This is a genomic window from Nocardia pseudovaccinii, from assembly GCF_050942345.1.
GTDB classification, from domain to species: domain Bacteria; phylum Actinomycetota; class Actinomycetes; order Mycobacteriales; family Mycobacteriaceae; genus Nocardia; species Nocardia pseudovaccinii.
In genome coordinates this window covers 7,150,205-7,167,397 of the sequence record NZ_CP192074.1, presented here as the reverse complement: position 1 = coordinate 7,167,397, position 17,193 = coordinate 7,150,205, and the positions used below count along the sequence as shown (strand labels likewise).

Here is a 17,193-nt window from a genome sequence, read left to right as displayed (position 1 = left end):
GCCGACCATAAGGGGGCGCCCGTGAGAGATTCATGATGTGGCGTGGATCACTCTGTGAAGGCGACGGTTTGTGCGGTGAACGGTCGGCAGGCCGCGACGAACGGTCAGCGGCTCAGCCCGATGGCGCGCTCCCGGTCCGCGCCCATACCCAGCCGCTCCGGCGCGTGCATTCGGACGAAGATGCGCCCGATCGTGCGGGCGTTCTGACCGCGCGTCAGCACGCTGACCAGGATCATCGATGCGAATGCCAGCGGTACGCTGAGCGCCGCCGGATAGCCGAGGACGGCCGCGAGCCAGCCGTCCGCGAGCTCGTCGGAGATGCCGCCGGTCACCGAAACCGCGGTCGCGCCGCCCGCCGCCAGGCCGCCCACGATCAGTCCGGTGGCCGCGCCCTTGGCCGTCAGACCGCGCCACCAGATGCCGAGCACCAGCAGCGGGCACAGTGTCGAGGCGGCGACCGAAAAGGCAAGGGCGACAGTGCGGGACAGATCCAGCGAGACCACCATGATCGAAACACCGAGGGGCACGGCACCGGCGAATACCGCGGCGGTCCGGAAGTCGCGGATCCGTCCGCGCAGCATGTCCGTGCTGAGCACACCCGCGATGCTGACCAACAGCCCGGACGACGTGGAAAGAAACGCCGCGATCGCACCCGCCGCGGCCAGTGCCGCCAGCAGTTGTCCCGGCAGGCCCGCCAGCACTGATCCGGGCAGCAGCACCACGGCGGCATCGGATGTGCCGGTGATCAGCAACTGCGGCACGTACAGCCGCGCGAAAACCCCCAGCAGAATGGGGAAGAGGTAGAACACTCCGACCAGGCCGATCACCGCGAGCGCGGTCGTGCGCGCCGCGCGCCCGTCGGGATTCGTATAGAACCGCACCAAAACGTGCGGAAGTCCCATTGTGCCCAGGAAAGTGGCGATGATCAGCGAATACACCTGGTAGGTGGGATGGGAGCCGCCGAATCCGCCGCCGGGCGCCAGCCAGGCCGCACCGTCCGTCGGCGCTCCGGCCACCACCGGGACGGTGGAGCCCGCCTCCAGGGTCAGTTCGGTGCCCGCCGCCAGTTCGTGTGCGCCGGGTGTGAGCAGGACCGGACCGTCCACCGTGCGATCGTCGAGCGTTCCGGTGATCGAAACCTGCTGCGGCGCACCGACCTGCACGATGACGCCGGTGCTGACATCCACCGTGGTGCGCTCGGTGACCACCGGGGGCGCGGGTGTGCCGAGTTCGCGGTCCTCGGCCAGGAAATGGCCGAGCAGCACCAGCGCCGGAATCGCCACCGCGGTCAGCTTCAGCCAGTACTGGAAGGCCTGCACCAGCGTGATCGACCGCATGCCGCCGCCGGCCACATTCGCGATGATGATCGCGCCGACCGCCACCGCGCCGACCCATTTCGGCACATTCAGCAGGATGTGCAGCGTGAGCCCCGCGCCCTGGAACTGCGGAATGAGATAGACCCCGCACACCAGCACCACCACGACCGCCGCCAGCCTGCGCAGCCGCAGCGATCCGAGTCGGAACTCCGCGAAATCGGGCACGGTGTACGCGCCCGACCGGCGCAGCGGCGCGGCGACGAACAGCAGCAGTCCGAGATATCCGGCGGTGAACCCGACCGGATACCAGAGCGCGTCCGCGCCGTATTTCGCGATCAGTCCCGCGACCCCGAGAAATGAAGCGGCCGAGAGGTATTCGCCGGAGATCGCGGCCGCATTCCAGCGCGGCCCGACGCTGCGTGAGGCGACCAGGAAGTCGGAGGTGGTGCGTGCCAACCGAACACCGTAGACGCCGATCGCGACCGTGGCGAGGGCGGCGAGCAGCAAGGCGAAAACTGTGAGTGCTGGTGTCGAGGCGGTGTTCACGGCAGGCAACCCGTGTCGTTCGAGACGGCATCCGGTCGACAGAGATCCTCGCTCGGTGGGTGCCCGGTCCGGCTTGTGGTGGCGCGGGGATATTCGGCGGGACGGTGAGTCGGCAGTGTTGCGGCGGGGGGCATAGAAGTCAGTCCTCGGCCAAATCCAGGAAGTCCTGCTCATTGCGTTCTGCGAGTCGGACGTACAGTCGTCCGACGCCGTACAGCACCGGATACACCGCAACACCGAGCAGCAGCCACGGCAATCGCACACCGAGCAGAACGAACGATCCCACCGACCCGAGCCGGAAAAGCACCGGGAGCGAACACAATACGAGCACCATGACCAACCCGGCCCGCACCGCCAACCCCAACTGCGCCCGAATCAGCCCACCGATCAGTGCCTCGCCGATCTCGGTCTGCTCGACCACCTCCGTGCGGGTCCGCACGCGTCGCGCGCCGCGGCGTTCGGCGAGCACGACGCGCTGTCTGGTCGGACGCTGCGGAGTGGTCACGGATTCGTCCACTGCTGTCGCGGCCCGTGCACCAGCCGTTGCTTCAGCTCGCGTACTTGCCGACGGCTCACCGGCAACTCCACCGCCGCGGCCTTGCCGTCGGCGCGCAGCCGCACCACCGTTCCGGTACCGACCGTGCGCAGCCCGGTCACCAACCGCAGTGCCACCAGATAGGACCGGTGCACCCGCAGGAATCCGGCGTTCTCCCACCGGGATTCCAACGCCGACAACGGAATCCGCACCAGATGCGAGCCGCCGCTGGTGTGCAGTCGGGCATAATCGCCCTCCGCCTCGACCCAGCTCACACTCGACCGATGCACCAGCGTGGTGACCCCGCCCAGCTCGACCGGAATCACCTCGTTCGGGTCGGTGCGCGAGGCCGCAACGGCCGGGGCCGGTGTGGTGCGTGTCGTGACGATCCGCCGCACCGCCTCCGCCAACCGCGCCTCTCGCAGCGGTTTGAGCAGATAGTCCACCGCACCCAGATCGAAGGCCGCGATCGCCTGGTCATCGTGGGCCGTCACGAAGACGACCGCGGGCGGGTTCGCGAACTCGGACAGGATGCCGGCCAATTCCATGCCGTCCAGCCCGGGCATATTGATATCGAGGAATACCGCATCGATCGGATGTGCCCGCATCAGCCGCAATGCGCTGGTCGCATCGCTAGCGTTGTGGATTTCACCGACCCCCGGCTGCGCGCGCAGCAAATACACCAGCTCGTCCAGAGCGGGCTTCTCGTCGTCCACAGCGAGCACGCGCAGTGCGGCGGCGGACTGGTCGGTGGTCCGGGTCACAGTCGTTCCATCGTAAGCGGAGCCTGTTCACCGTCGACCCGGATGTCGACACCTGGCTTCACCAGCGTTCGTAGTTGGAGCCGTGCGGTCGAGCCGGAGCCGGGTGCCGTGTGGAGCAGGCGTGTGTAGTCAGGCCTGGATCCCTGCGCGGAACTTCGGGACGCGCAGGCTCACCTTGGTGCCCGCGCCGCGGGCGGTCTCCACGATCAGGCCGTAGTCGTTGCCGAAGGCCGCCCGCAGCCGGTCGTCGACATTGGCCAGACCCACATGGGCGGATTCGCCGGAACCCGCTGGGCCGGTACCGGTTTCGATGGCATCGAGGGCACCGGAGCGCAGCAGATCCGGATCCATCCCGATTCCGTCGTCCTCGACGCTGATCACACAGTCGGTACCCGCATCGGTCGCGACGATGGTCACCGTCCCGCCGCGCGTCGCCCCGGCCAAGCCGTGCCGAACCGCGTTCTCCACCAACGGTTGCAACGCCAGGAACGGCAGTACGACGCCGAGCACTTCCGGCGCGATCTGCAACCGAACCTGCAAGGCGTCACCGAACCGGGCGCGTTCCAGCGCGAGGTACCGCTCGATATTGCGCAGTTCGTCGGAGAGCAACGTGAATTCGCCCGCGGCGCGGAAGGAATATCGGGTGAAGTCCGCGAACTCCAGGATCAGCTCGCGCGCCCGATCCGGATCGGTACGTACAAAGGACGCAACGGTATTGAGCGCGTTATAGATGAAATGCGGGCTGATCTGGGCCCGCAACGCACGCACCTCGGCCCGATCGAGGCGGGCCCGCGAGGCGTCCAATTCCGCCAATTCCAGCTGCCCGCAGGCGTATCGCGCCACCTCGGCCACCGCACCCAGCCGTCCGGGTTCCGGCTTGCCGGTGGTCACCACCCCCAAAGCCCCCGCTACCCCGCCATTTTCGATGAGCAGCGGCTGTGCGATCAGTGTTCGCCCGGCATGTTCACTGCGACCAGGCCCCGACACCAGCACCGGTCGCTCGGTCGCCACCGCCCGCCTGGCCGCATCGGCGAACGGTTCGGCCAGATCCGAATGCGGCCCGTCCCAAGCCAGCAGCATGCCGTCCGGATCGGCGACGCCCAATGCGTCGGCCCCGGTCAGTGTCCGCAGATGCGGCGCGGCCTCCTGGGCGGACCGATCGTTCAACCCCTGCCGCAACGGGCGCGCGGCCAGCGAGGCCGTATGCAGTGCGCTGTACACCGCCCGCTCGGCCGGAGTGGTCACCACTCGTCGGGTTCGAGACCAGACCAGCAGCGCGCCGACGATCAATACCGCCCCGGCGACAACCGCGACACCGGCGGTCGTCATCGCGGGCTCACCGAACGTCTCCGCCACCTCATCGCCTGATTATCGCGGTGGTCCCACCGAATCAGCGCCCAACAGCGCCGCATACAGTCGTGTCCATGACCGCGGGCTACTCCGGGACGCCGCTGGCGAAGAAGATCGGAATCAAATCCGGCCATCGTGTAGTGCTGCGGCATGCGCCCGCAGGCTGGGCGATACCGGATCTACCACCGGACGTCGCGATCGCCACCGATGAGCCCGAGTCCGCGGATGTCGTCCTCGCTTTCTTTCGCGAACTCGCCGACCTGGCCGACGAGGCCCCGGAACTGGCCGCCGCACTGAAGCCGGGGGCGATGCTGTGGATCGCCTGGCCGCGCAAAGCGGGTGGGCACGTCAGCGATATCGCCGAGAACGATCTGCGCGAGCTATTGCTGCCCATCGGTGTCGTCGATGTGAAGGTGGCCGCGCTCGACAACGATTGGTCCGGTTTGAAATTCGTCTGGCGCAAGCGCGCTTGATCGAGGGCTCGCGTAGTGTCGAGCGATCCGTGGACCACCCCACTGTCGCGGAAATCGGACAGCCGCAATGCTGGGTCGCGAGACGCGCCGGTGATCTTCACCACCGACACGCCGAGCACCTGCGTCAGCCCGGCGCGGGAAGCCGAACTCGTCGGTGGGGACCCCTAGAATCGCTACACCAACCCCCGTCGAGACCTTGGGAGGAAGGACCGTCTTGGCCGCCTCGTCCGGATCGTTCGTTCACCTGCACAACCACACCGAGTACTCCATGCTCGATGGTGCGGCCAAAATCTCTCCGCTCTTCGCCGAGGCGAACCGGCTGGGAATGAACGCGGTCGGGATGACCGACCACGGCAATATGTACGGGGCTTCGGAGTTCTACAACTCCGCCAAGAAGGCCGGTATCAAGCCGATCATCGGCATCGAGGCCTACATCGCACCGGGTTCCCGGTTCGACACCAAGCGCGTGCAGTGGGGTGATCCCAGCCAGAAGGGCGACGACGTCTCCGGTTCCGGCGCCTACACGCATATGACCATGGTCGCGGAGAACGCGACCGGCCTGCACAACCTGTTCAAGCTGTCCTCGCTCGCCTCGCTGGAAGGTCAGCTCGGCAAGTGGGCGCGCATGGACGAGGAGATCATCGCCGAGCACGCCGCGGGCATCATCGCCACCACCGGCTGCCCCTCGGGTGAGGTGCAGACCCGCCTGCGCCTCGGCCACGACCGCGAGGCCCTCGAGGCCGCGGCCAAATGGCAGGAGATCTTCGGACCGGACAATTTCTTCCTCGAGATCATGGACCACGGCCTGTCCATCGAGCGCCGGGTCCGCGAGGGACTGCTCGAGATCGGCAAAAAGCTCGGGATCCGGCCGCTGGCCACCAACGACTGCCACTACGTCACCAAGGACGCCTCGACCAACCACGAGGCGCTGCTGTGCATCCAGACCGGTAAAACACTCAGTGACCCAACGCGTTTCAAGTTCGACGGTGACGGTTACTACCTGAAGTCCGCGGAGGAGATGCGGGCGATCTGGGATATGGAGGTGCCCGGCGCCTGCGATTCCACCCTGTTGATCGCCGAGCGGGTGCAGTCCTACGACGAGGTGTGGCAGCACCGCGACCGGATGCCGATCTTCCCGGTGCCCGATGGCCACGACCAGGCAAGCTGGCTGCGCCGCGAGGTCGACCTCGGGCTGCGGCGTCGTTTCCCGGACGGCGCGCCCAGGGATTATCTGGACCGCGCCCAGTACGAGATCGGCGTCATCCTGGAGATGGGCTTCCCGGCCTACTTCCTCGTCGTCGGCGACCTGATCAACCACGCCCGCGAGGTCGGCATCCGCGTCGGTCCCGGCCGTGGTTCGGCGGCCGGTTCGCTGGTCGCCTACGCACTCGGCATCACCAATATCGACCCGATTCCGCACGGTCTGCTCTTCGAGCGGTTCCTCAATCCCGAGCGCGTGTCGATGCCCGATATCGATATCGACTTCGACGATCGCCGTCGCGGTGAGATGGTCCGCTACGCGAGCGAGAAGTGGGGCGCCGACCGGGTCGCCCAGGTCATCACCTTCGGCACCATCAAGACCAAGGCCGCCATCAAGGACTCGGCGCGAGTGCTGTTCGGCCAGCCCGGATTCGCCATCGCCGACCAGATCACCAAGGCGCTGCCGCCGCCGATCATGGCCAAGGACATCTCGGTGTCCGGTATCACCGATCCGGAGCACGAGCGGTACAAAGAGGCCGCCGAGGTGCGCGAACTCATCGGGAGCAATCCGGATGTCGCGAAGATCTACGAAACCGCGCGCGGCCTCGAGGGCCTGATCCGCAACGCCGGTGTACACGCCTGCGCGGTCATCATGTCCTGTGATCCGCTCACCGACGCGATCCCGGTCTGGAAGCGGCCCCAGGACGGTGCGCTCATCACCGGCTGGGACTATCCGTCGTGTGAGGCCATCGGCCTGTTGAAGATGGACTTCCTCGGTCTGCGCAACCTGACCGTGATCGGTGACGCGCTGGAGAACATCCAGGCCAACCGCGGCATCGACCTGGATATGGACCGGCTGCCGCTCGACGATTCGCGCACCTACGAATTGCTTTCGCGCGGTGACACGCTCGGCGTGTTCCAGCTCGATGGTGGGCCCATGCGTGATCTGCTGCGCCGCATGCAGCCGACCGCGTTCGAGGACATCGTGGCCGTCGGCGCGCTGTATCGCCCCGGCCCGATGGGCATGAACGCGCACAATGATTACGCCGACCGCAAAAACGACCGGCAGGAAGTCAAGCCGATCCATCCGGAGCTGGAGGAGCCGCTAAAGGACATCCTCGGCGAGACCTACGGCCTGATCGTCTACCAAGAGCAGATCATGCACGTCGCGCAGAAAGTGGCCGGCTACTCGCTCGGTCGAGCAGATATTCTGCGCCGCGCGATGGGTAAGAAGAAGGCCGAGGTGCTGGCCGCGGAGTTCGAGGGCTTCGAGGAGGGCATGCAGGCCAACGGATATTCCAAGGCGGCCATCAAGGCGCTGTGGGACACCATCCTTCCGTTCGCCGGTTACGCGTTCAACAAATCGCACGCCGCCGCCTACGGCCTGATCTCCTACTGGACCGCCTATCTCAAGGCGAACTATCCCGCCGAATATATGGCGGCCCTGCTCACCTCCGTCGGCGACGATAAGGACAAGGCCGCGGTCTACCTGTCCGATTGCCGCCGCCTCGCGATCACCGTGCTGCCGCCGGATGTCAATGAATCCGAGATGAACTTCGCCTCGGTGGGTAAGGACATCCGCTTCGGCCTCGGCGCGGTGCGCAATGTCGGCGCCAATGTCGTCACCTCGATCATCCAGGCGCGCAAGGAGAAGTCGAAGTTCACCGATTTCTCGGACTACCTGAACAAGATCGACGCCATCGCCTGCACCAAGAAGGTCACCGAATCCCTCATCAAGGCGGGCGGATTCGATTCGCTCGGACATCCGCGCAAGGGTCTGCTGCTGGTGCATTCCGATGCCATCGATGCGGTGATGTCCACCAAGAAGGCCGAGGCGATCGGCCAGTTCGACCTGTTCGGCGGCCTGGACGACGGCGACGAGTCGGTGGCCTCGGTCTTCAATGTGAAAGTGCCCGAGGACGAGTGGGAGACCAAGCACAAGCTGGCGCTCGAGCGGGAAATGCTCGGCCTGTACGTGTCCGGGCATCCGCTCAACGGTGTCGAACATGTCCTTGCGGCACAGGCGGATACGGCGATTCCGGCCATTCTCGAAGGTGATATCAAGGACGGCGCCCAGGTCACCATCGGCGGCATCCTCGCCTCGGTCAACCGTCGCATCAATAAGAACGGCCTGGCCTGGGCCTCGGCGCAGATCGAGGATCTGACCGGTGGTATCGAGGTGTTGTTCTTCCCGCAGGCCTATTCGGTGTACGGCGCGGATGTGGTGGAGGATGCGGTCGTCCTGGTGAAGGCAAGGGTGTCGGTGCGCGACGACCGGATCTCCTTGATCGCCAACGATCTCGCCGTCCCCGACCTCTCTTCGATCGGTGTGGCCAAGCCGTTGGCGGTCGTCATGCCGACGCGGCTGTGCACGCCCGACAAGATCGGCGAGCTCAAGCGCATCCTGTCGAGACATCCGGGCACCGCGGACGTCCATGTCCGCCATGTGGGCGCACGCGACAATACGTCGCTGTGGAAATTGGATGACAGCCTGCGGGTTTCACCGTCCTCGGCCCTGATGGGCGACCTCAAGGCGCTGCTCGGTCCAGGCTGTCTCGCGGGCTGACGGTGTTCGTCTGAATCGATTGCGGCGGTCCCGCGAACGTTCTCGTGTGGTCGCCGCATCTCGGAGATCGTGCGTGTTTTCGGTGCGAACCTCGGCGGACGCGAAGACGGTGCGCGGCCACCGGAGCAGGGTGAATCGCCCGACTGCCCGAACCCCGGACGGGTTCGGGCAGTTGCGGCACTGGCGAAGGTGGTGCAGTCCGCGCCGTATTCACTGTCGGCGGGGTCCGATCGAGAAGCGTTGCGGTGGTGCGTATTCAGACCTGAGTCCGACCATGGCGCAATCCACCGGGCTGACCGTCTCGACCTGCTGGGCCCGGCGGTATAGGGCGGCCGCGCAACCAAACGGGGCCAGTGCCGCGAAGACCACGCCGATCGAGGCGATGACTTCCAGCTGGCAATACGCGTTCAGGCAGTAAGTTCGGCCATTACCCGATCCGGTGGGCCGACCGTGTCAACCTCCTGGGCCCGGCGGTGTAGGGCCGCCGCCCAAGCGACGGTGGCCAGTGCCGCGATGGCGAAGGCCTCGCCGATCCAGGCGACCGACGGGTAGCCGAGACCACCGCCGATGGCCAGGCCGCCGAGCCAGGGGCCGACGGTGATGCCGACATTGAATGCGGAGAAGTTGATTGCGGTCGCGAGGGTGGGTGCGGCCCCGGCGAGTGCGAATACGCGGGTGTTCAGTGCCGGATTCGTGGCGAATCCGAAGGCGCCCAATAGGAATACGAGGAGTACGACCGGTGCGGGCTCGGTCGCGGTCAGTGCCAACACCGCCGAGATGACGATCAACCCGATCATGCCGACGGTCAGTACTCGGAAGGGATGGGCGTCGGCGGCTCGGCCCCCGACCGTGATACCGATGAGCGCACCGATGCCGTACAGGGTGAGCACCAAGGGAATCCAGCTCTCCGCGATTCCGGTGGCGCGGGCCAGGAGTGCGCCGAGGTAAGCGAAGATGACCAGCTGTGCGCCGGTCGAGAGCGCGGTCGTGCTGTAGGACAGCCACAGGCGCGGATTGACCATGGTGCGCAGTTCGCGGCGCAGATCCGGCACCTGGGCAGGGCGTCCGCCCGGAATCTTGGCCGCCACCCCAGCCATGGCCAGCGCGGACGGGATGGCGACCGTCCAGAACGCCGCCCGCCAGCCGAGATGCTGGCCGATCACCGTACCTGCCGGGAGCCCGACGATATTGGCCACGGTCAGCCCGCCGGCAACAATGCTCATGGCCCGACCCCGGGCGTTCTCCGGCACCAGGCTCAGCGCCGTGGTCGCGGCGACCGCCCAGAATCCGGCGTAGACGAATGCCCCGATCACCCGTGTTCCGAAGAGCACCCAGTAGCCCGGGGTCAGCGCGGCCACCACATGGGCCGCGATGAACACTCCGAGGAAGGCCAACAGGGCGGTGCGGCGCGGCCAGTGCAGGGTGATCACGGCCAGTGCGGGTGCGCCCACCAGCATGCCCAGAGCGAATGCCGAAATCAGCAGGCCTGCTTGGGGTATGGAGACACCCAGGTCACCGGCCATTTGGGTGAGCAGGCCGGAGAGCATCAGCTCTGAGGTGCCCTGGGCGAATATGGATAGCCCGAGTATGTAGACGGCTAGTGGCATCGAGAGCCCTCTTCCATTTTGGATTGATCAGTTCAAAATTCGAGCAGAAAGAAGCGACGCTGGGCTGAATGCTGCGCCGGGCGAGCAGCGGTGGCCTAGTTCCCGCTAGTGCTCCCATTCGACGTTGATGGCGGCGGAGGTGGAGGCTAGAGCACGCTCAACGCTGTGGTGGCGATCGCCTCCAGAGTTTCCCTATCGGCTCCACCGCGTGCCGCGACGCGCATACCGCTGATCGTGGTGATCACGAAATGGGCCAGCGTGCGGGCATCTTTGCCCGCATCGATCTCGCCGGACCGCTGGCCCGCGCGGATGGCCGCCGTCAGTGCGTCGAGCCTGCGCTCCAGGTCGGCGCGCAATGTCGCCGCCACTCCCGGATCGCGCGGCGCCAACTCGACCGTCGAGTTGACCACCAGGCAGCCGATGGGGTCGTCGGCCGGTGCATCGATGGTGTGGCGCAGTAGCGTCCGGATCTTCGCTCGCGCGGGCAGGTCGCCGTCGAGCACTTCGAAGATGGAGGCGTTCTTGCTGCTCATATACCGCCGCAGTGCCCGGTCGAACAGTTCGTGCTTACTGGTGAAGGTGTTGTAGATGCTGCTGCGGCCCAGACCTGTTGCGTCGCAGAGGTCTTGGGTCGAGGTGCCCTCGTAGCCCGCGGACCAGAACGCCCGCATGGCCGCGTCCACCGCTCGGTCCTCGTCGAACGCCTTCGGTCGTGCCATGGGTTCAAGCTAGCACGTTTTGAACTAATCAGTCCAATATGGATGGGACTACGGCGAGACCACGACTCCGAGCGACAGCGCGGCGAGGAACTTGGGTCCGTCCGCATAGAACTCGTCGAACTCGCGGATCTCGAATCCGGCGCTCTCGAGGGTGCCGCGAATATCGCGATCGAGATTGCAACCGCCCGCAATCGCCTTCTCGATCGGATTCAACCGGTGCTGCCACGCCTGGACACCCGGATCCGGCGCGAGCCCGTGTTCGACGAAATGCAGGGTTCCGCCGGGAACGAGCACCCTGCGCACCTCGGCCAGCGCGGCCGCGATATCCGGAATGGTGCACATCGTCCAGGTCGAGAGTGCGGAGTCGAAGCTGTTATCGGCGAAGGGCAGCGACTGGCCGTCGAGTCCGGCGCGTTCGATCGGCACGGTGGCTTCGGCCAGCCGCTTGTCCGCCAGGCGCCAGCCGAGGTCGGCGGGTTCCACGGCGCTGATCGACTCGACCCCAGTCGGATAGAACGGGATATTCAGTCCCGATCCGAAGCCGAGCTCCATCACGCGTCCGTGCAATCCGGCGCAGGCGCGCTCGCGCTGCGGATTGTTCATCTTGGCCCCGCAGACCAGATTCACCAGCCGCGGCACGAACTGATCGTTGTAGATGCCCACGCACCCACTCTGTCAGGATCCGCGCGCCGCGGGCAATGGTCAGTCGGTCGGAAAGGGCGCGTCATGTGTCGGCGGGCCGTGCGATCGCCGACATGCGATGCTGGCTCGGTGACCTTGTTCGAGGTATGGGCCCCGCGACCGGAACGGGTGCGCATCGAGGTCGATGGCGCCGTGCATCCGATGACAAGGTCGCCCGACGGTTGGTGGCGGGCAGATGTGCACGCCGTACCGGGTACGCGCTACGGCTACCTGCTCGACGACGACCCGACCGTCCTGCCCGATCCGCGCTCGGCGCGCCAGCCCGACGGCGTGCACGGCCGCTCGGCGCTGCACGCCCTCGATCCGGCCGGATGGACCGATGCGAACTGGACCGGCCGCCCACTGGCGGGCGCGATCATCTACGAACTGCATCTGGGCACCTTCACTCCCGAGGGAACCTTCGACGCCGCCGTCGAGCGCCTCGACCACCTCGTCGAACTCGGTATCACCATGGTCGAGTTGATGCCGGTCAACGCCTTCGACGGTAGCCACAACTGGGGCTACGACGGTGTGCTCTGGTATGCCGTCCACGAGCCATACGGCGGACCGGATGGTTTGCAGCGCTTCGTGAATGCTTGCCACGCAAAGGGTTTAGCGGTCGCCCTCGATGTCGTCCACAACCATCTCGGTCCCTCCGGCAACTATCTGCCCCGCTTCGCGCCCTATCTGACCGAAGGCCGCAATACCTGGGGGCAGAGCCTCAATCTCGACGGTCCGTACTCGGATTCGGTGCGCCGCTTCATAATCGAGAACGCCCTGCGCTGGCTGCGCGACTTCCATATCGACGCACTGCGACTCGATGCGGTGCACGCACTCGTCGACCGCACCGCCACCCACCTGCTCGCCGAACTGGCCGCCGACACCGAATCCCTTGCCGCACATGTGCGTAGGCCGCTGACATTGATCGCGGAGAGCGACCTCAATGATCCGCGGCTCATCACCCCACGCGCCGCAGGCGGCTACGGCCTGACCGGTCAATGGAACGACGACCTGCACCATGCGGTGCACACCGCGGTTTCCGGTGAACGCCAGGGCTACTACACCGATTTCGGTTCGCTGCGCTGTCTGGCCCAGACACTGACGCGCGGATTCTTCCACGCCGGAACCTATTCCAGCTTCCGCGGTCGCATCCACGGCCGTCCGATCGACACCCGGCTCATCCCGGCGAGCGCGTTGCTCGCCTATACCTGCACCCATGATCAGATCGGCAATCGGGCGATCGGGGACCGTCCCAGCGCCTACCTCACCGACGGGCAGCTGGCGATCAAAGCCGCATTGGTGCTGTTCTCGGCATACACGCCCATGCTGTTCATGGGGGAGGAGTGGGGCGCGCGCACCCCGTTCCAGTTCTTCACCTCGCACACCGATCCGGTGATCGCGGCCGCCACCGCCACCGGCCGCAAGGACGAATTCGCCGAACACGGCTGGGACAGCGACGAGATTCCGGATCCGCAGGACCCCGAAACCTTCCTGCGGTCGAAGCTGAATTGGTCCGAACTCGAACACGATCGCCACACACGGCTGCTGTCCTGTTATAGAAAGCTGATCGGTTTGCGACGCGAGCGAGCCGAAATAACGGACCCGCGGCTCACGCATGTATCTGTCGACTATGACGAGAATGCCCGCTGGATCGCGGTGCGCCGTGGCCCGCTGACGCTGGTGTGCAATCTTTCCGAAGAGCAGGTCAGCGTGCCTATCGCCGGTCTTTCGCTGCTGTCTTGGGAACCCGCGACCGAAGGCGTCTCCGCGACGGAGATACCGGGCCACTCGTTCGTGATACTCACCGGCGCATAGCGGAACCCCAGGTCGGAAAGCGTTTACCGAAAACCTCCTGAATATAACTGTCCGAGACACAATATTGCCGAGTGTGACCAGCGCCATTACCTTTGGAATATGAGCAACGTGGCTTCACCCGGGGACCTAGCGAATCTCCCCGATGGGGTGGGTGGCAGCGCCGCCACCGAATTCGCACCATTGGTACGCGCATTCGCGAAGGTCTTCGGGCGCCGTCGGGGGGCGGGCGGCGCGTTGGCCGTCCATCTGCACGGCGAACCGCTGGTCGATATCTGGACCGGGAGCGCGGGTGACAAACCCTGGAGCCAGGACACCGGCGCGATCATCTTCTCCGCCACCAAGGGCATCACCGCGACGGTCATCCACCGGCTGGCCGATCGGGGTCTGCTCGACTACGAAGCGCCGATGGCCGAGTACTGGCCGGAGTTCGGCCAGAACGGCAAGGGCGATATCACCATTCGTCAGGTGATGACGCACAGCGCGGGACTCGGTGGCCTCAACCCGATCGCGGCCGGGCTCGAGGATGTGCTCGACCACCAGCTGATGGAGCGGCGTCTTGCCGCCGCGAAACCCGATCGTCTGCTGGGCACCCCTGCCTATCATGCGCTCACCTTCGGTTGGTTGCTCGCCGGATTGGCCCGCGCCATTACCGGCCAGGGGATGGCGGAGCTGTTCCGCACCGAGGTCGCCGAACCGCTCGGCATCGACGGTCTGCACCTGGGCAAGCCGTCCGCGCAATCGTCGACCGTCTACGCGCCGTTGGCGGGATCCCAGCTCAGTCTGATCGGAAAGCCGGTCAGCACAAGGGTTCTGGGTCGCAGCTACGGCCTGCCCGGTGCGCTCGGCGCGGCCGCACGGTGCCTGTTCCTGCCCGGACTGGAGACCATCCTGGAGGGTGAAATCCCGCCGATTCTCGATACCGAACTCGGTGCGGGCAACGGCGTCTGCACCGCCCCCGCGCTGGCCACCATGTACGGCGCGCTGGCCAATGGTGGCATGGCGGGCGGCGTGCAGTATCTGACGCCGCAAACCATCAAGGCGCTCAGTCGAATCCGGACCTACCGGCTCGACCGCACCCTGTTCTACGCGCCCATGCTCTGGCGCCTCGGCTATCACTCACTTCCGATGCCGGGCGCGCACGGCGGCTTCGGTCATATCGGCCTCGGTGGCTCCTTCGGCTGGGCCGAACCCCGTCTCGGCCTGTCCGTCGGATTCGTCCACAATCGCCTCTCGGCCGCGCAGTTGAGCTTCGACCAGGCCGCGGCCGGTTGGCTGTTGCCGATGGTCATGACGGGTGTGCGCACGACCCGCCGGTCCGTCACCGTAGTGGAGACGCCAGAGGCCGCATAAACGCTGAAACCGGCCGCGCGGACGATGTTCGCGCGGCCGGTTCGGGTCGAGTGGGTCTCTAGGTGAGGTAGCGGTAGGCCGGGGAGCCCGGATCCAATCGCTCGCACTGGATCGGCGAGTCCTGCATCCGCTCCAGCAGTGGGCCGAGCCCTTCCGGCGCACCGAGTTCGATACCGACCAGCGCGGCACCGGTTTCCCGGTTGTTGCGCTTGACGTATTCGAACAGGGTGATGTCGTCGTCGGGACCGAGCACTTCGTTGAGGAAGCGCCGCAGCGCGCCCGGCTCCTGCGGGAAATCCACCAGGAAATAGTGCTTCAGGCCGCGGTGCACCAGCGAGCGCTCGATGATCTCGCCGTAGCGGGACACATCGTTATTGCCGCCGGAGACCAGGCACACCACCGTCGAACCGGGTTCGATCGTGATTTCGGCCAGCGCCGTCGCCGACAGCGCGCCCGCGGGTTCGGCGATGATGCCCTCGTTCTGATACAGCTCGAGCATGGTGGTGCAGATCGCGCCCTCGTCGACCTGCATCATGCGGAAAGCGCCTGCACCACTTGGTGATTCGGTCGCGGTCAGCAGCGGCAGCGAGCCGTGCGATACCACCCGGCCGCCGAATGCGGCGATCGCCGCATAGGGCAGGCGGCCGATCCGGCGCACGGCGGCGCCGTCGACGAAAGGATCGATCTCCGGCAGCGTCACCGGGCCACCCGCGACCAGGGCCGCGGTCATCGAGGCCGCGCCCGCGGGTTCCACACCGAGGATGCCGGTGCTCGGCGAGCGCTCTCGCAGGTAGCTGCCGATGCCCGCCAGGCAACCGCCGCCGCCGACCGGGATCACCACCAGGTCGGGGGTCCGACCGCCGAGCTGTTCCAGGAATTCGGGCGCGATGGTGCCCTGTCCGGCCGCCGTGCGCGGATCGTCGAACGGCGGCACCATCGTCGCGCCGGTGCGCTCGACATCCTCGGCGGCCGCCGCAGCGGCGGCGTCGTAGGTTTCCCCGACCGCGATCAGCTCGACGAATTCGCCGCCGTGTACCCGGATGCGGTCACGCTTCTGCTTCGGTGTGGTGGTCGGCACGTAGATGCGGCCCTTGATGCCCATCGCATTGCAGGCGAAGGCCACCCCCTGGGCGTGATTACCGGCGCTGGCCGCGACCACGCCCGCGGCTCGCTCGGAGTCGGTGAGCTGCACGATCAGGTTGTAGGCGCCGCGCAGCTTGTAGGAACGGACGGCGGTGAGGTCTTCGCGCTTGAGGTAGACCTGCGCCCCGGTCAGCGCGGACAGCCGGGGACTGTGCTGCAGCGGGGTGGGCTCGATAATGTCGGCAATTCGCTTGGCGGCGGCGTCGATCTCGTCTGCGGTCAGCGCGGGACGAGAAGTGGACTGGTCGTCGAGAAGTTCAAGCGGATTGGACACTCGAAATATGGTGCCACCCGCCGCGTCGGGCGGACGCGTCGGGTGGGCGTCGTAGGACGGCAATCGGTCGGTTTCCCGGCCGGAGCTACCGCGGAGTGAGGACGAAAACCGGGATCTCGCGGGTCGTCTTGGTCTGGTAGTTCGCGTAATCGGGCCAGACCTCGACCGCCCGCTCCCACCACAGCGCCTTCTCCTCGCCGGAGACCTCGCGCGCGGTGTAGTCCTTGTTCGCAGTGCCGTCACGCAGCTCGACATGCGGCTCGGCCTTGATATTCCAGTACCAGACGGGATGCTTCGGCGCGCCGCCCAGCGAGGCGACGACCGCGTACTCGCCGTCGTGTTCGACCCGCATCAGCGCGGTCTTGCGCAGCAGCCCGGTCTTCGCGCCCTTGGTGGTCAGGACGATGACGGGCTTGCCCTGCAGGGTCAGGCCCTCGGTGCCGCCGGAATTCTCGATCAGCTCGGCCTGCTCACGGGCCCAATCGGATGTGCTCGGTGCGTACTCACCTGTCAATGGCATGACACCCGCAACAACGCGGCGCCCGCCTCTGTTCCCGCCGAAATGTTAGGTAGCCCGAACTTCCCCATCCGTGTAGCCTGACGACATGGCAGTGGTCCCCCTTCAGACTCGCCCCACGGCGGTGGATATCGCAGGCAGCGCGTGGCCGATGTACAAACTCGAGGCGATCGCCCTCGGTCTGGTCCTCTGCCTGGTCCTCGCGCTGATCACCGGGTCGCTGCAGGTCGCGGTGCTGGTCGCCGCCGGGGTCGGAACCGGCCGCTGGGTTATCGGCTGGGTCGGCGCGCGCGGCACAGCGTAGGCAAACGGTGCGTCGTCCCTGAGGCGCTCTCCG

At 66.4% G+C, this 17,193-nt stretch carries 14 protein-coding genes; 5 read left to right on the top strand and 9 right to left on the bottom strand.

The features are described 5' to 3' along the window. Window positions 1-104 precede the first annotated feature (104 nt). The 4 genes from ACQPZ2_RS32260 to ACQPZ2_RS32245 form a co-directional block, all read right to left on the bottom strand. Complete coding sequence (locus ACQPZ2_RS32260) at window positions 105-1,862, bottom strand: cation acetate symporter (protein ID WP_433521892.1); 1,758 nt, start codon at window positions 1,860-1,862, stop codon at window positions 105-107. Window positions 1,863-2,001: 139 nt separating this feature from the next. Beyond that, a complete protein-coding gene (locus tag ACQPZ2_RS32255) occupies window positions 2,002-2,367 on the bottom strand; it encodes a hypothetical protein (protein WP_433521891.1) in 366 nt (121 codons plus the stop codon). Continuing rightward, the gene (locus ACQPZ2_RS32250; protein ID WP_433521890.1) at window positions 2,364-3,161 is read right to left on the bottom strand and encodes a LytR/AlgR family response regulator transcription factor; all 798 of its coding nucleotides are present in this window, start codon (window positions 3,159-3,161) and stop codon (window positions 2,364-2,366) included. Before ACQPZ2_RS32250 ends, ACQPZ2_RS32255 begins: the two co-directional genes overlap by 4 nt. A 129-nt stretch (window positions 3,162-3,290) precedes the next feature. Continuing rightward, window positions 3,291-4,490 (bottom strand): histidine kinase, encoded by a 1,200-nt coding sequence (locus ACQPZ2_RS32245; RefSeq protein WP_433527576.1) that lies wholly within the window; start codon window positions 4,488-4,490, stop codon window positions 3,291-3,293. Between the two features lie 95 nt (window positions 4,491-4,585). Between ACQPZ2_RS32245 and ACQPZ2_RS32240 the strand changes: the two genes are divergently transcribed. Both ACQPZ2_RS32240 and dnaE read left to right on the top strand, forming a co-directional pair. Then, on the top strand, window positions 4,586-4,984 hold the full coding sequence (locus ACQPZ2_RS32240) for a DUF3052 family protein (protein WP_433521889.1): 399 nt from the start codon (window positions 4,586-4,588) through the stop codon (window positions 4,982-4,984). A 214-nt stretch (window positions 4,985-5,198) separates the two neighbouring features. After that, window positions 5,199-8,750: a DNA polymerase III subunit alpha gene (gene dnaE / locus ACQPZ2_RS32235; protein ID WP_433521888.1), complete on the top strand. Its 3,552-nt coding sequence runs from the start codon at window positions 5,199-5,201 to the stop codon at window positions 8,748-8,750. A gap of 407 nt (window positions 8,751-9,157) precedes the next feature. Here the strand turns inward: dnaE and ACQPZ2_RS32230 are convergent, their stop codons facing one another. The 3 genes from ACQPZ2_RS32230 to ACQPZ2_RS32220 form a co-directional block, all read right to left on the bottom strand. Beyond that, a complete protein-coding gene (locus ACQPZ2_RS32230) occupies window positions 9,158-10,357 on the bottom strand; it encodes a Cmx/CmrA family chloramphenicol efflux MFS transporter (RefSeq protein ID WP_433521887.1) in 1,200 nt (399 codons plus the stop codon). A gap of 146 nt (window positions 10,358-10,503) precedes the next feature. Then, a complete protein-coding gene (locus ACQPZ2_RS32225) occupies window positions 10,504-11,076 on the bottom strand; it encodes a TetR/AcrR family transcriptional regulator (protein ID WP_433521886.1) in 573 nt (190 codons plus the stop codon). A 48-nt stretch (window positions 11,077-11,124) separates the two neighbouring features. Then, window positions 11,125-11,739, bottom strand: coding sequence for a class I SAM-dependent methyltransferase (locus ACQPZ2_RS32220; RefSeq protein WP_433521885.1), 615 nt, complete (start codon window positions 11,737-11,739; stop codon window positions 11,125-11,127). Window positions 11,740-11,847: 108 nt separating this feature from the next. On the opposite strand from ACQPZ2_RS32220, the gene treZ reads away from it, so the two are divergent. Together treZ and ACQPZ2_RS32210 are read left to right on the top strand one after the other, a co-directional pair. Then, the gene (gene treZ / locus ACQPZ2_RS32215) at window positions 11,848-13,572 is read left to right on the top strand and encodes a malto-oligosyltrehalose trehalohydrolase (RefSeq protein ID WP_433521884.1); all 1,725 of its coding nucleotides are present in this window, start codon (window positions 11,848-11,850) and stop codon (window positions 13,570-13,572) included. A 99-nt stretch (window positions 13,573-13,671) separates the two neighbouring features. Beyond that, a complete protein-coding gene (locus ACQPZ2_RS32210) occupies window positions 13,672-14,922 on the top strand; it encodes a serine hydrolase domain-containing protein (protein ID WP_433521883.1) in 1,251 nt (416 codons plus the stop codon). A 58-nt stretch (window positions 14,923-14,980) separates the two neighbouring features. Here the strand turns inward: ACQPZ2_RS32210 and ilvA are convergent, their stop codons facing one another. Together ilvA and ACQPZ2_RS32200 are read right to left on the bottom strand one after the other, a co-directional pair. Further along, a complete protein-coding gene (gene ilvA / locus ACQPZ2_RS32205; protein WP_433521882.1) occupies window positions 14,981-16,339 on the bottom strand; it encodes a threonine ammonia-lyase IlvA in 1,359 nt (452 codons plus the stop codon). Window positions 16,340-16,424: 85 nt separating this feature from the next. After that, window positions 16,425-16,859 (bottom strand): nitroreductase family deazaflavin-dependent oxidoreductase, encoded by a 435-nt coding sequence (locus ACQPZ2_RS32200; RefSeq protein ID WP_433521881.1) that lies wholly within the window; start codon window positions 16,857-16,859, stop codon window positions 16,425-16,427. A gap of 85 nt (window positions 16,860-16,944) precedes the next feature. Here ACQPZ2_RS32200 and ACQPZ2_RS32195 point away from each other — a divergent pair, with 85 nt between their 5' ends. Then, a complete protein-coding gene (locus ACQPZ2_RS32195) occupies window positions 16,945-17,160 on the top strand; it encodes a hypothetical protein (RefSeq protein ID WP_433521880.1) in 216 nt (71 codons plus the stop codon). Window positions 17,161-17,193 lie beyond the last annotated feature (33 nt).

What these genes read in the sequence shown, in the direction of transcription:
- ACQPZ2_RS32245 (WP_433527576.1), bottom strand. Translation starts at nt 4,490, where the DNA reads ATGACGACCGCCGGTGTCGCGGTTGTCGCCGGGGCGGTATTGATCGTC.
- ACQPZ2_RS32240 (WP_433521889.1), top strand. Translation starts at nt 4,586, where the DNA reads ATGACCGCGGGCTACTCCGGGACGCCGCTGGCGAAGAAGATCGGAATC.
- ACQPZ2_RS32230 (WP_433521887.1), bottom strand. Translation starts at nt 10,357, where the DNA reads ATGCCACTAGCCGTCTACATACTCGGGCTATCCATATTCGCCCAGGGC.
- ACQPZ2_RS32225 (WP_433521886.1), bottom strand. Translation starts at nt 11,076, where the DNA reads ATGGCACGACCGAAGGCGTTCGACGAGGACCGAGCGGTGGACGCGGCC.
- ACQPZ2_RS32210 (WP_433521883.1), top strand. Translation starts at nt 13,672, where the DNA reads ATGAGCAACGTGGCTTCACCCGGGGACCTAGCGAATCTCCCCGATGGG.
- ACQPZ2_RS32200 (WP_433521881.1), bottom strand. Translation starts at nt 16,859, where the DNA reads ATGCCATTGACAGGTGAGTACGCACCGAGCACATCCGATTGGGCCCGT.
- ACQPZ2_RS32195 (WP_433521880.1), top strand. Translation starts at nt 16,945, where the DNA reads ATGGCAGTGGTCCCCCTTCAGACTCGCCCCACGGCGGTGGATATCGCA.